This is a genomic window from Pseudoalteromonas luteoviolacea S2607 (assembly GCF_001625575.1).
Taxonomy (GTDB): Bacteria; Pseudomonadota; Gammaproteobacteria; order Enterobacterales; family Alteromonadaceae; genus Pseudoalteromonas; species Pseudoalteromonas luteoviolacea_E.
In genome coordinates, this window is the sequence record NZ_AUXV01000073.1 from 141,774 (window position 1) to 155,961 (window position 14,188).

The 14,188-nt window shown below is 39.5% G+C and carries 16 protein-coding genes; 8 read left to right on the forward strand and 8 right to left on the reverse strand.

Annotated elements, in window-relative coordinates:
• Positions 1–59 precede the first annotated feature (59 nt).
• Positions 60–2,264 (reverse strand): serine protease, encoded by a 2,205-nt coding sequence (locus N480_RS24095; protein WP_063374983.1) that lies wholly within the window; start codon positions 2,262–2,264, stop codon positions 60–62.
• Positions 2,265–2,581: 317 nt separating this feature from the next.
• On the opposite strand from N480_RS24095, the gene N480_RS24100 reads away from it, so the two are divergent.
• The 6 genes from N480_RS24100 to N480_RS24120 all read left to right on the forward strand — a co-directional run bounded on the left by N480_RS24100 (position 2,582) and on the right by N480_RS24120 (position 7,905).
• Positions 2,582–2,974, forward strand: coding sequence for a hypothetical protein (locus N480_RS24100; protein WP_063374984.1), 393 nt, complete (start codon positions 2,582–2,584; stop codon positions 2,972–2,974).
• 231 nt (positions 2,975–3,205) lie between these two features.
• The gene (locus N480_RS24105; RefSeq protein WP_063374985.1) at positions 3,206–4,666 is read left to right on the forward strand and encodes a YHYH protein; all 1,461 of its coding nucleotides are present in this window, start codon (positions 3,206–3,208) and stop codon (positions 4,664–4,666) included.
• A complete protein-coding gene (locus N480_RS24110; RefSeq protein WP_063374986.1) occupies positions 4,663–5,184 on the forward strand; it encodes a hypothetical protein in 522 nt (173 codons plus the stop codon). Before N480_RS24105 ends, N480_RS24110 begins: the two co-directional genes overlap by 4 nt.
• 606 nt (positions 5,185–5,790) lie before the next feature.
• Positions 5,791–6,234 carry a hypothetical protein gene (locus N480_RS24115; protein WP_063374987.1) on the forward strand — a complete coding sequence of 148 codons (444 nt, stop codon included), beginning with the start codon at positions 5,791–5,793 and terminating at the stop codon, positions 6,232–6,234.
• 90 nt (positions 6,235–6,324) lie between these two features.
• The gene (locus N480_RS25550; RefSeq protein ID WP_155732951.1) at positions 6,325–6,462 is read left to right on the forward strand and encodes a hypothetical protein; all 138 of its coding nucleotides are present in this window, start codon (positions 6,325–6,327) and stop codon (positions 6,460–6,462) included.
• 690 nt (positions 6,463–7,152) lie between these two features.
• Positions 7,153–7,905, forward strand: a complete 753-nt coding sequence (locus N480_RS24120) for a hypothetical protein (RefSeq protein WP_063374988.1) — start codon at positions 7,153–7,155, stop codon at positions 7,903–7,905.
• A gap of 182 nt (positions 7,906–8,087) precedes the next feature.
• Here the strand turns inward: N480_RS24120 and N480_RS24125 are convergent, their stop codons facing one another.
• The 3 genes from N480_RS24125 to N480_RS25960 all read right to left on the reverse strand — a co-directional run bounded on the left by N480_RS24125 (position 8,088) and on the right by N480_RS25960 (position 9,461).
• On the reverse strand, positions 8,088–8,405 hold the full coding sequence (locus tag N480_RS24125) for a hypothetical protein (RefSeq protein ID WP_063374989.1): 318 nt from the start codon (positions 8,403–8,405) through the stop codon (positions 8,088–8,090).
• A gap of 133 nt (positions 8,406–8,538) precedes the next feature.
• On the reverse strand, positions 8,539–9,027 hold the full coding sequence (locus tag N480_RS24130) for a GNAT family N-acetyltransferase (protein ID WP_063374990.1): 489 nt from the start codon (positions 9,025–9,027) through the stop codon (positions 8,539–8,541).
• A 305-nt stretch (positions 9,028–9,332) separates the two neighbouring features.
• Positions 9,333–9,461: a hypothetical protein gene (locus tag N480_RS25960; RefSeq protein WP_269201076.1), complete on the reverse strand. Its 129-nt coding sequence runs from the start codon at positions 9,459–9,461 to the stop codon at positions 9,333–9,335.
• Positions 9,462–9,578: 117 nt separating this feature from the next.
• Between N480_RS25960 and N480_RS24135 the strand changes: the two genes are divergently transcribed.
• The gene (locus tag N480_RS24135; protein WP_155732952.1) at positions 9,579–9,821 is read left to right on the forward strand and encodes a hypothetical protein; all 243 of its coding nucleotides are present in this window, start codon (positions 9,579–9,581) and stop codon (positions 9,819–9,821) included.
• 39 nt (positions 9,822–9,860) lie between these two features.
• On the forward strand, positions 9,861–10,745 hold the full coding sequence (locus N480_RS24140; RefSeq protein ID WP_063374992.1) for a DUF2971 domain-containing protein: 885 nt from the start codon (positions 9,861–9,863) through the stop codon (positions 10,743–10,745).
• Positions 10,746–11,074: 329 nt separating this feature from the next.
• Here the strand turns inward: N480_RS24140 and N480_RS24145 are convergent, their stop codons facing one another.
• The 4 genes from N480_RS24145 to N480_RS24155 form a co-directional block, all read right to left on the reverse strand.
• Positions 11,075–11,458: a hypothetical protein gene (locus tag N480_RS24145; protein ID WP_155732953.1), complete on the reverse strand. Its 384-nt coding sequence runs from the start codon at positions 11,456–11,458 to the stop codon at positions 11,075–11,077.
• Positions 11,459–11,602: 144 nt separating this feature from the next.
• On the reverse strand, positions 11,603–11,749 hold the full coding sequence (locus tag N480_RS25555; protein ID WP_155732954.1) for a hypothetical protein: 147 nt from the start codon (positions 11,747–11,749) through the stop codon (positions 11,603–11,605).
• A 996-nt stretch (positions 11,750–12,745) separates the two neighbouring features.
• On the reverse strand, positions 12,746–13,498 hold the full coding sequence (locus tag N480_RS24150; protein WP_155732955.1) for a hypothetical protein: 753 nt from the start codon (positions 13,496–13,498) through the stop codon (positions 12,746–12,748).
• A 40-nt stretch (positions 13,499–13,538) separates the two neighbouring features.
• A complete protein-coding gene (locus tag N480_RS24155; protein WP_063374995.1) occupies positions 13,539–14,165 on the reverse strand; it encodes a hypothetical protein in 627 nt (208 codons plus the stop codon).
• Positions 14,166–14,188 lie beyond the last annotated feature (23 nt).

Consider the following 14,188-nt stretch of genomic DNA (forward strand, 5'->3'; position numbering starts at 1 on the left):
ATGGCCCTAAGTACTAGGGCCATGCTTGACTATTTAAATAGTAGAACAGTTAACGCTACTTACTTTTTAACACGTCTAACGCTTGTTAATAGAGCAAGCATGAATAAACTAAATATGCCAAGTGAACCACTTTCTATGTTTTTAACTTCAACACTCACGGTTTCAGACTGAGATAGACCAAAATCGTCGGTTGCAGTAACCGTGAATACAATCGGGCCTGTTTCGTTTACATCTGGTGCAGTAAAGTTAAATTGGTTTTGGTTACCAGGTAAAGTTACCGATGGTCCTGAAGTTTGTTCCCAACTAATTGTAACGTTGTCACCATCTGGGTCTTCTGCGCCAACTACATTAATAGTTAGTGTTTCACCTTCATGAACGCTTGAACTGCTGCTGGTTAAAGAAAGTGTAGGTGCATTATTTTTAATGATATTGACTTTAACAAGCGCAGTTGAAGACGCCTCATACTCGTCAGTTGCGGTTAGTTGATATGTAACCGTTAAGTCTTCAGTCGTCTTTTCAGCTTTGAGTGTAACAACACTCTGTTCACCAACTTGTTGTTCTTCATCGGCAAGCTTAACCCAAGAGTACGTGATCGTATCATTTTCTTTGTCCGTGGTAGCGCTTGCATCTAAGGTAAATTCAAGCTCACTACGCACATCCAATTCGGTTTGTGCAAGTTCAATAGTTGGTTCTGTATTGACGAACGTGGTACTGAAGTTTTTGAGTGCAACGTTATCTTCACCAACGGTGACAGTATAATCTTTCAAATATTCAACACGAATCTTATTAGCACCTTCAATTAACTCGATGTTAAAAGGCTTGTACTCTCTTTCGTCTCCACTATCGATTAGAACTTGCTCACCATTATGGAATATACCAACAAAATCGTATCCGAGCTCACTTGAAACAAGATAGTCAAAGCTAATATCTTTAATATGAAGATCATCGATATCAATCATTAACGTAGATTCTTGATAAGGCACAGTTAGCTCTGGGGTTTCTTGACGGTCGGTGACGTCGCCGCTTACTAGGGTAGGCTCTTGCTCAGGTGTTGCACCTACATACCAGCTTTCGTTACCGCCGGTTGACCATTTGACGCTAGACGGTGTCGACATTAACTCATTGATATTTTCATCAAACTGAGCCAATTTTGTATAGCCAAAAACTGCTGAGTACAGGCTGGTAGATGGTGATGTGATGCTTGCGTTGACCGTATATGTATCATGCTTTGAGTTGTTCGGTGTTAATACAGTGAATTGACACTGAGCACCTGGTTCAAGCACAGCATTAGCACAGTTTTGCTCAGATAATTGAACACCCTCAACGTGCTGTGACAAGCTGAATTCTGCAATTGTCACTGGGTAATCTAACGTGTTTTTGAAGGTATTCTGAATAGAGAATGATGGCTGATCTTCAATGTAAACATGCGACTCATTTTGACCAAAGCCAAAATCTGAAGTTTTTGATTGTACCCAATAGAATAGAGATTCTACGTCTGCATAGACGCCTGGTCTATTTGGTAATGCACAGCCTTCTCCCCAGCTAACAACACCGACTTGAAACCATTCGTCATTTTTTTGCACGATAAGTGGACCGCCACTGTCACCTTGACATGAATCTTTGCCACCTTCAGTTAAACCAGCACATATCATTGTGTCAGATATGCCGCCATTATAATATTCAGCGCTATTACACACTTCATTAGTGACGTATGGCACATCAACTTCTTGCAGCTTATCAGGTGCTACACCCCCTGAACTGAGTCGGCCCCATCCCATTACTTTTAAATTATCGCCAGCGACAAGACTATTTCTAATCACCTGATCAGCCAGTTTGATTGGCTTGATGTTTTCAACTGGACGGTCGAGCTCTAATACTGCGATGTCGTTATTGTATTGCAGCCCCATGTTATACTGATCATGCATTGACATGGACACTACGTTGTAAGTTTGCCATTGCGATTCGTCTGTCAGGTCGTGGCCTTCGAATTTAACGGTAAAGCGTTCTGCGGGGATCCCCTCGATACAATGGCTTGCCGTGAGTACCTTATTATCGCCAATAAATGACAAGCCACAGAAGTGGCCATTGTCCAATTGAAGACTACCCATGAATGGATAAGCAAACTCCGCAGTTTCTTGCCCACCAACGATACGAGGTGAATCCATACCTCGACTCTGTAGTGGCTCTATTTTATTGTTTGCGTAAGCGCTAAGTGGTGTGGTAATTGTTGCGAGAAGAAGCATTCCCTGTAGTTTGTTATACATATTTGTTCCTGTTTTATGTAATGAAACATTCATTCTATAAAAATAAAATGATTTGTCCAATTTAGTTAGAGCCCTAACTTTCTGTATTTATTATTCATATGTATTTTTTAACTCAAAAATGTACTACATAAGGTGGTTCTTTACTTTGGGACTGAAGTGATCTGACAGGCGAATTCATCCCAATAAAAATGGCAGTCGTCTAAACTGCGCCATTTCGCTATGACAAACGTAGAGATCTAGATTAACTTAAACAAGGGAATCGAATGTCACTGACGATTGCCTTCGTTAACTATTTGGTCAATTAGTAAGGAGAAAAAATGAAGTTTGAGCAATTATTAAGTCACTTTGATACGGGTATCTGTGTTGACCAACTACAAAAAGAGTCCTTGTTAGACATCGCCTTACTGTTTATTGGTGTCGACGGAGAGATAGACGAAAGTGAAAAGCAAGTGGTCTATGACTGGGCGAAAAGCCTTCAGTGGAATTCAAGCATAGCGATTGAAGACTACCTTGAAGACAGTTTAGGTAAGTCAGTGCTTGCAGTTCAGCAAAATGACATAGAGTCTTTTATCAGGCATCGCATACATCATATTGTAGATGAACCAATGAGACGATTTGCCAAAGAGCTGGTAGTCAAAGTCATTGAGGCTGATGGTAATGTAGACGAAGCGGAAGAAAAGGCATTAGCAATATTGGAGGCTGAGCTGTAGCGCGCTTTATTGGTTTAAAACGTAAGGTCAGGCGCAATGCAATAGCGCTTGGCCTCGTTTATTAACTAAGATTTACTCAATAACTCAACGCTTTTCTTACCTTAACCTTTAGATGCATATCAAACTTCCTTATTTTTTGCACATTTCACAATAGTGTTTTCAGCAGATTTTATGTAGCCTGAATAAAATATCCTATCTTTACCAAACAACTACAAATAAAGAGGGCGTGATATGGCGAAAGCTGTGGTGCAAATAAGTGCAATGTCTATTTTGTATCTGCTAATAGCTGGATGTGGTGGCAGTAGTAGCTCTGATGATGGCTCAAATGTAACTGGCGAACAAAATAATGTACCGTCGTGTTCACCCAATCAGTTGGTCACGCCAAGGGGCAGTGGGAGTGTATCTGTAAGCAGCTCTTTGCAATGTACTGATGCAGATGGTGACACTTTGACATTTGAGCCCTCGATTATAGAGAGTGACAATATTTCAACTGGTGATTACTCAGTTAGCATTTCGGTGTCGGATGGCAGAGGAGGGCAAACCTCTGTGCAGCTGCAATATCAAATTACTAACCAATCTCCACAGTGTAGCCAAGCGAATCAGCCAAGTATTCCCTCAAGTAGTGAAAGTCTGAATATTGCCAGTTACTTGTCTTGCAGCGATTCAAATGGAGATGCCGTGACTTTAACGCCGCAGAGCATAGACATTTCGAATTTAGCCAATGGCAATTATCAGCAACAAGTGACTTACAGCGACGGAGAGCTGAATGCGACACTCACATTTGAATACACAATTAATGATGAAGCACAGGTCGAGCTGACACGGTGCGAACGTATTACTCAATCGGTCTCTTTGTCGCCAGAGAGTGACGTTACTGTGACATGTGATGCTGACTATGCGTACATCACGTCTGATACTTATCCAGATCATGATCTGATGAATGGGATAACCGCGACTAATGAGCAGATCCCAGTGCCCGCGATTGGCTATGCTGCACCGATTAAGCTTGAGCCGCATACAGCTACAACCCCAACAACCATTGACGCAGCGCTAGGAGTGGCCGTTAACGGTGTGCCTATTTATGACTACTCAGCTGCTGGAGAATTAGATTTATTTAATTACGATCCAAATATCGATACGGTGAAACTTGGCCAGTTAGATAATTGTGGCGGGCATGCGGGGCGAGGTGATGATTACCATTATCACGCAGCACCTACCTGTATGATGGATGCTATGGAAAATCGCAGTGACGATACAATTATTGGTTGGGGATATGATGGCTACCCGCTGTATGGGTTTAACCACCCCGATGGTAGTGCTATTTCAGATGGAGATTTGGAGCTTTGTAATGGTTTGCCTGACGAAGACTTTGGATATAGATACCATCTATCAAATTCGCCACCTTATGTTTTTCAATGCTTGGTCGGTGAGGTTAACACGGCTATTTTACCGCGAGTTGCGCCTTTATCTGGCGGCGGCGATCGGGGTGATCTTCGTCCACCAGCAGGTGATGTACAAAACTTGACCCATACCATTGACAGTGATGGTAAAAGAACCATGAGTTACGACTATCAAGGTGAAAACTACTATGTAACCTACACGCCAAGCAAAAGTCAGGCTAACTGCTATGATTTTGAAATGAAAGCAATTTCAAATAATGGTGCAATTCAAACGGGGACATACTGTCGATGAGTAAAACAAAAAAAATAATCTTCAGCTGTATGACGTTATGGCTACTGAGTACAAGTATGGTTGCCAGCAGTCATGCGTTGAAAGAGACCACTGCGACAATCACGCTAAGAAGTGGCCAGTTAGATGTTTTAGTAAATACAAACTTCTCTCATTGGTTGGCTTTGTTACATAATAACGAGGCGTGGCTTCTGGGTGACACGGAACGGGTTTTGCTGGCCAATCAGACTGATTCGGAAAAAGTTACCTTGCTGAAGGAGTTGATATTACAGCACACAAACTTGAGCAGTAATGGCACGAAGCTTAACTGCAAAGTGAGTCAATTTCCAAGCAAACTGGGCGAATTGCAAAAGGATCATCATAAGCGAGCTTACTTCAGACTTGGGTGCAAATCACCCATTAACAACGTAACAGCCGTGAGCCTTTCGCTACCCAAGTCTTTAGGTCGAGTGTACGTGAGTTTAGTGCAACCAAAGCAACAGGTTATTGGAGCCGGCCAAAAAGCTGTGTTTAAGCTTTAAATTGAGTTGCTTTGCGTCATGCCGCGAGTTATGGCATGGCTATTACTTAGCTTTTCTTCGTAATATGGACAAGAGTTTTATTTCCGAGCGGCTCCGACTCTAGGCGATACCCTTGAGGCCTAAAGGGCCGCAGCTCAACAACTATGTGGGTGACCCTGTCCATTGACGATATGAGTAACTTGTAATGCGCGTATCGGCTTTGCTTATTTAGTGTGGCTTTGGGAATTGCTGAGTATGAGGATAATCCTAACATACTCAGGCTATAGCCGGCTCCAATCAACAGATCTCGCCTACTCATCATAAATCATCTTTTTTATACTTGTTATAACATCTTACCTAATTTGATTAAGTGTAAAGTGAAAGGAGGTAGCGCTATTTAGTAAAGGAGAGATTATGGCTAAGTAGACGGTCTATTGAGCTGTGTTAGCCAATAGTATGTTTACCTAGCAGTGTTTTTGTTTAAAATCCACCCTGATTATTTAAATTAAATGATTAATTTTTTTTGTTATATGATTGAATTTATGTCATAAAAGTATAAAGTTCGTTCCTTTTTTATGGTCAAATAAATTAGTTGATAATTTATGGGCATTAATAAGGAGCTAAATAATGCTGAAAGTCATTTTTCCGTTAACAGTTGCACTCGCGTCATTTTCATCACATGCGACGAATTTTGAGTTTTCGTCTGGAATAGGCACACAATATGGTGGCCTAATTGGGGTTCAAGCTGCAATAAAACAGGAAAAGAGCAAATATTTCGCTGGCTTAGGTCTTTTCGGTGTGTCTGCTGGAATGCAATACGTACTGTCAGAAGATATGCACCACGCGTTAGGTTTCAATACGGGCAGAATGTTTCAAGTACTTGGGGAACATACAGATTATGTCGCGTTAAACTATAACTACCATGTCAATGGCTTTCACAATTCGGGTTGGGAGTTGGGAACCGGCATTGGTTATTTTGAAACGGACGAATCCTCTATTCTTTTCAGCTCTGAAGTGGTTGAAGAAGAAAAGGAAGCGAAATTAATTTTAAATATTGGATATAAATTTTAATACACTCGCAGTTGCTAGACGTGCTGCACCTGGCGAGCAGAGATTAGCCCTGAGCGTGCTAGATGTGTTACCCGATAGCCCATTAATCGCATGCATAGATTTATTACCCTCCAAGTTTGGCCACAGTTAATGGAAGTGGAACTAATCGAACCTAAGTTAGCACTGCACTTTAGTGAAAAGTACGTCAATGCTGGCCGATGCGTTGATGCAAGAGGTGAGGTAAGCTAGTGAGGCTAGTACAGCGTAGCAGCCGAGGGAAGCTATCAGTGTCGTGCTGGTGGCTTTTCAATGTTTAAATAAGGTTTTTCGTTTTACCTGTGGCACGGTACTTCAGAGCTATTGGCATCAGGCAGATTTAATATTCACCATCAATAAGATTGCTTACTGTATTGTAATACCAACGTTTATAAGCACAGAGCTTATTAATTGTATAATGGATTATTTAAGGTCCTTGTAGGTGCTGCGCTTTTGAAACGCTATAGCCTATTTCATGATCATGAAACTCTGACGGGTAACTACAATTTATTCTTTTTGTCATTTTACATCTCTACACTCCATTATCTGAATGCCCGATATGATGAGAGCAATATGTTATTTCTCGAATGTGGAGGGCGTAGGGCTTATAAGCAATGAATGCATAGGTGCACACAGTTTATTACTCTTTAAAAGCAATACGAACAAAAGGAATAACGTAAAAGCGATAAGAAAAAGAAATAATAAGCGACAAGTCATTACTACTTTTGCTATTTCAGCAGTGCGCTACTGTGCAGCTGTTATCTATTCGGTCTTTGCCATGTTGCTACATGCTAAAGTTACCCTGTAAACGAGAAGATAAACTACATTTAAAGAGCGGAATATTTACATTTTTAACATTTTGTATAAAATGCAGTTTCAATAATTAAAAGGAATATTTGAAATATGTATAATAAATTGAAGTTCTTAACTGCCGCATTTGCTTTGTCAGTGGTTAGCGCCAATGCATCTGCTTCTTATGTCAAAGCGACACCATCGAATATAAACCTAAATGAATCAGTTACGATTGATTGGTCTAGATACTACCCAAATAGGTTCCCAAATCAAACCTATAACCTCTATGTATATAAGCCAAACGGTCAACCTAAATATAAATATCGTAGTGGCCTGACATCAATGAATGATGTGCGTGGTCCAAATACGATGAGCGGTACTCAAACTATAGAAGTTGAAGTATGCGATCAGAATGGTCAAAATTGCTTTACGTCTTCGCGTGGTAGAGTTAGGTTCCATGTTGAACATCAATGTGAATATGAAGTATCTAATAATAAAGGTGCGTATTATTGTGATGGAACGCGTGTTACACAGTATGCGACATATCAGCCTTGGCCACTAGGCGTAAATGACTCTATGTCAGAGTTTATCTCCATTAAAAATAGAGTGTATTGGCTGTATACAAATCGTATAAACAATTACACAACGGAATACGCATGGTATACAAATTGTCGTTCAGGCGGGACAGTTGAGCGTGTTACCGAGTTGGTACGAAATACGTCATCCAGCACTGGAGGAAACTCCTTTGACCGTATAGATGATTTTGTGCCGCTTCATAATAATGACACGGCAGAATGGTCTTACTACGACAGTTTTTGGAAAAGATCTTACTCACGTAGCGCGTCTTTCAGTCCGTGTAACTAATTTACTTTCATAACAAAGGCAATGAAGAGTGCATAACATTGCCTTTGTACTCAATGAACTGTCGAGTCACTGAGTATACTCACTGTACAGTGCTTCAAAGTTCATTAAATATCTTTGCATTTAGCAAGTATCGCCTAGTATTAGCGCTAACCACGTATATGGCGTCATTGTTGACTTATTAATTATACATCGCTTTTAATTAACACGGATTTATCTATCGGAAGATTGGTACAAATCAATTTTGCGGTTACATATGGCCAGTGTGTTGTTTTTGCATGAATTACAAAACCTTGCCTCATAGTGTAGTCTGATATTTCAAATGAACCTGGGCAGAGTTCAGCGGCTCTACGTGCTAATTTTATTCTTAAGTTTTTATACGGTTCATTATTGCTACCATCAACACGCACAAGAAATGTCTTTTCGGCTAGAACTTCCTCAGAATATCCGCGAGCCCCAGTATGAGGCGAACCGTCAATCGGTTGATATGAGCTACAACCCATTATTCCAACATATAGGAGTAATATTGCGAATCTGAACAACGTTAAATACCTCGTAAAAATACCAAAATCAAAGGGGGCAGAGTAATGGGTTAGTCTACCAAATTTGTCTTAAATACTAAGTTGAATGGCCTTACTATGCGATTAATACTCTTTCCATTAAAACCGCGCTTTCGCCGTAGCTTGGGCATATGGTTGCCCTTGATATTTCTCTGAAGTCTAGCAATGACCAAAAGCTATCAGCGCCCTGAACGGCAACAAGAGTTATTCTCTTAATCTTTTTCTGTAAAGCGACTTTTATAAGCTCTTTAACCATTTGGCGGCCTATACCTACTCCCTTTGAGTGTGAGCTAACTGCCATATCATGTAGAAATAAGGTATCACTATTGCCAATATCTGGCAGTGGCTCAAATAATTTTGGTGGTTGAGTTCCACTCCATGGGTGCGCCAACAAATAGCCCAATACATCGTTTTGGTCTGAAACACAGGCAAAACAAGTATCTGGTGAAGCGGCATACTTAGATTTGAGTACATCTAATTCTTCTAGACCAACTTGATGGTAAGCATCATTTTGAATGCTTAAAATAGCAAGCCAGTTTTTTTCTTCTATTTCTTGAATCTTCATGTACTTTGCATCCTTGTACGTTACTTTTATATCGTTTGAATTTTAACTCAAGTTAAATGCTAAACGTGAACTAAGCAAGACTATTCAAAGTGAATAGTAGCCATTAATCAAAAGGATCAATGTAGTTGAGTTTATGTTTTGAATGTCACAAGGAAAGACGTCAAGTTCTATCACAGTTGTAATAAGAAAGTGGCAATTCAATTGAGGACGCCATTAACTCTGACTTCTTTGGCTCGTTACACCAGTTTATATGCATCAGAACTGATATTAGTGATGTGTCGAGGCGAGGTTTGATCGCGTTTGGACTAAATCAACGACTCTGACCCTTTTGATTGGTCTAACTCAAATGCCTGATTGATATTAATACCTGCATCTAATAAGCCGCTATCAAATAGCCCCGCACCACAAAAATAACTATTGATACTTATCAGCATTGAATCATTTCCTCGAATGTTTACCGTGGAAACAAATCTAGCAAAACAAGTTTACCGTGTAAACATTTTTATCTATTATTTTGTTTACACGGTAAATTGATATAGGATTAAGTTAGTTTGAATAAAGAGTTAAAGTTAATGGCGCAAAGTAAAGATGAGCGAAAAGCCTCAATTGCTGCGGCTAGAAAAGCACATCATGAAGCACAGAAAAAAGAAAAGAAGCGCATTGATGCATATGTAGAACCAGCAACTAAAGATGGGCTAAAAGAGATTAAGGCCTGCTTTAGTGATGTGAAAAATGAAGGGCAGGCGATAGATAAGGCGGTAGAGGTCGCGCTAAGCGCATTAAAATCCAGCTAATAAATTAATAGTTAAGATTATAAAACCAATAAGGTAGATATGAATAAAGACACTGAAAAGGAAGCTCCAATGAAGGCTTATTTATATAAGTTCAGGGAAATGAACACAAACTCAATCACTTGCTTAGCAAATGCTACATTATGGTTTTCAAAATTTGATGATTTAAACGATCCATTCGAAGCTACATTTGATATTGATACTATTTTAGATTCGGCAGATATCAATGAGCTTATAAAGCAAACAAAGAAGTATGCAAAGATTTTTGATGAGCGTAAACCTGGGTCTGTTCCAGACATTAATTCCCGATTTATTGGAACTTATATGTCACTAGGAGAAGAACGGTTCAAGGAGCAGGCGAAGAAACTTATAAAAGACTTTGCCAACACTCTCCTTGACGATATGAAAAGAAGTAATGGTGTACTTTCCATGTCTTCGGACATCCCAATGGAACAATTTGTGATTGAGGATTCGAATGTCGCTAATTTACCAATGTGGTCTCATTACGCTGATGGTCTCAGAGGTTTTTTGATGTGTTTCGATGAAGGAATGCTAATACATAGTCTTAAAGAGCTGAATGAAGGGTATTTTGCGTCAAACTCTGTAGCTTATGATGTTAGCCCTCCTAAGCTTCAATTATCAGATGCCGATAATAGTATCATTGAGCGTGATTCAGTATTTCAAGCACTTAGCAGTAAGCACGAAACCTTTTTAAATGAAGTTGAGCGTAGAATTCTTACAAATGAATATGGCTTAAAGAAATACTCACCTGAAGCCTTGAGGATGTTATTCATTGGGGAGAAAATGCCAGAAGATCAGGTTGAGTTAATCAAATTGATAATCAAGCAGAAATATCCTCATACTGAAATTTTTAGAGTACATATAACATACGGTCATTACGCTATAAGGCTTGAACGGTTAAAGTAAGGTTTATTACGGAGAAACCCGAAGGGATTAACCATGAAATTTGATGTTGTTTTTTTGCAGCATCCGCAAGTGCTGCAAGTGGTGGCGGTGGGATTTGGCCTAAGCATAAAACATGGTCCTGGTAGCATTCCAGATCCACCTCGTGTGGTTTAAGAAAGGTGCAGAGGGTTATCAATTCTCTGCGCTAACTTGAATAAGTTTTAACATGAACTGTCAAATTCGAATAATAGAACTCAATCAAATCTGACAGCCGCATATGTGCCAGAAGCAGACAATGGTAACTTTTCGTATAAATGTCCCTGTAAGTTTACAAAAACATTATACAATTCTTAGCGACGACCATACCTTGCTAGTTTCATGAGTTTAAGTATTTCGTCATCTGGGTAAGGAGCTAATTTAACACTAAGCATAATATTTGTTGTATCAATAGCTTTTGAGCCATTTCTTGATAAAACATTTCTATTATACCTAATACGTAACTTTAAAAACCGTCCCTGATTAAAATTTATAATTTCGGCATCCAATATATTAACCCAGGGTATCAAATCTTTGAATCCATACTTATTTAGCCCTCTACGGAAGATGCCTTCTTTATGTATTTCAACACGCGCAGTAAGAACTATAACTATTGAGAATATAACTCCGAGTAGCGGTGGCAACAAAAAAACACTTAGAACAACTCCCTTATGGTCAACTAGTTGAGATATTTCCACTCCATTGTATAGAAAAAAAACAATGATAAATAGATAACAACCTATAGACGAGAATAATATAAAATTCCTAATAGTTGATTTAGTTGGCTTTAATCTAATTGGAGGGGTCATATTTAGTCGCTAACGCCTTGTTTAATTAACTTGTTAGTTGCCGATTGGGCTATTAATAAGCTTTGTTTGTACTATGTCTTTTCCCAAGTACTCTTCTACTTTAACAAGCTTAGGCTCTTTATCATCAATTCTTTGGTATGTTGCAACGAGGTATTTTTGATTTTGTGTTTGCTTTTTCATCACAGCTTTATCGCCTAGCTTTTTTCCTGTATGAGATAGCTTTCGAAATCAAAGTTTTCCGTAAACATTGAGTTTATGAAAAGTCCCTTTAATTCATCACTAACTAAAACGTTTCCATTTGGAAGTAAAGTTTCTATCCGATACTTACGTTTGTATTCTCTATACTGTTTCTCAACTTGGTTCTCACTGATTACGACACGAGAGAATTCACCACTTTCAGGATACTCAAATTTAGATATATTTGAAATTTCATCACCTTTACGAACATACGTGAGGATAATCTTTCTGCCAGGAGTTTTAAATGGAGCATCCCATACCTGAATGAACTCCTCATAACTTATGTCTTACAACGTCCACCGTTGATGATTTAGTATGGCCAAATCCATTCTCAGACATTTTTACTACTCCTTGTAAAGGCAACTAACAGCTTATTAGTGTGCATTTTGATTTAAGGAAGTTATCCACAACCTAAAACTTCCATACCAATAAGTAATCTTATTTAATACTTTCAGTAGATTAACAGTAGTTTTTTGACCTAGCAATTTATAATTGGATTGAGATAATCGAGCCAAATAAAATTTTACATAACGTGCCATACTCATCAGCAAAAGTGCAGGCTTGGTCATGTTATATGTTTATTGGCGTTGCTTTTGTCAGCGACCGTTATTCGATCATCGCTGTCTGTCAGAAGAAATCTAAACCTATTCATTGAAACTGTAAGCTCAGGTATGAGCTAGTACAGCTAACTTAACCGCTGTAATATGCACAACGGAGAAACATTTTTAATCCTAACCGCCAAATCAGGCTTATCCTTATATTATCAAAATGATACTAACGTTTGAAGTACACCAGAACATCAGGTTCTAATTACCATTTCAATTAATCTTCATTCCAACACAGCACAAAGAATAAATATCAACTGGAAGTGTTGATTCGGCTGGTCATATTGGAATGCTGCGCAGAGGTAAGTTAAAAGCCTCTGGTGAGGCTTCGCAATTATTCATTCAGCTTTTCTTCGATAACTTGAAACATAGAGAGCAACTCGGCAATGTCTTTCTCTTGAGCGCTTTTTTGCTTACTTGCTCTTTGCCCAGCCAGAACTCTTTTGTAGTAGTCTGGATCATCTCTTAACTTCTGTAATAGTTTAGCGCGGTCTCTTTCGTAATACCTTTTTCTCTGCTCTTCGGGCATTTGTCTTTTGTATTCTCGCAAATACTCATTCACCCACTCTCGGTTTTCTTCATGCCATGCTTTGTAGTACGCCTTCACATGGTCTTTATTTCTATCGTACCAATCTAACCAGTTTTGCTTTTGCTTCGCCCTGTACTCAGGATCCAACCTTCTTTGCGCGCTTAGCTTTCGCGCGTACTCTTTGCTCTTTCTTTTTGCATCAGGGTTTCGCTCAAGATAATCAAGCCGCTGCTGAGCCCTTTTTTGTGAAAAATTGGGGTCATCGGCCTTTTTCTTATGGTAAATCGCCAACGAGCGGTTTTTTGCGTCGATTTTTTTACATTCTGGTGAGCATATATTGGTTTTGTTTGGATCAGTAATTGGCCCTCCGCACACAGTGCAAGGTCCCTTCATGCAAGGGATGCAAGCATACTTTGCACTATGAGACTTTGCATGAGATTCGCAATAGGGGATCCAGTTGTTTGGATACACCTCCTCTCGCCCACAATCACAACGGATAAGCCAGAGCTTTTCTCGCTTCCTATTGAGCTTGCAGCCAACATGCTGAATCACTGTCATTTTACCAAATTTTTTCCCTTCAAGCGTCATTTTGGATCAGCTATTTAATATCTACACCGTAATGCTCACTTAATGCAGCGAGCGCCGAATCAATATCTATTCTGGTCCTGCCCACTACCAAGGCATTATCTTGAACCTCAACTTTTTTAATAGTTCTAGGTCTAGTCTTAGCTTTAATATTTACAGATCGCTTTATTAGCTCTTTTTGTTCAGATACGCTTCTGATCGCGCCATCCCTGAACACTCTGGAAAGCTGCTGAGCGGGAATTTCAGAAAGCTTGAGTTTTTCGCTTTGCGCTTCACCATTGTTGTTAGTAACCACATCAACAACGTCATCTTTTGCTAGTTTACTCTGAAGCCTTAGCGGTAAATTAGCCAGAGCATTTAAGAGGCCCCTTTGCCCAACATATTTAAAAGCCAGCTCTGCCATTAAGCGCTTATTTGCTATCATCTCGATATAAAGCATGGCTCCTTTTCTAAACTCGTCCATGTTTTCGCCGCGACGGTCTAACTCCCTCCAAACATTGGCCATATGTTCAAATAGCTTAACAGATACCCCTAGGGACGCTTGAAATGACTTTTTCAGCTCCTCCGTTGTAAATGACTGCAATTGATGTTCGCTTGGCAACTCAGCGTTTAGTTCAGTTAATTGGTTATCTAAATTCATTTGCCTTCCATTCCTTTAAGGGC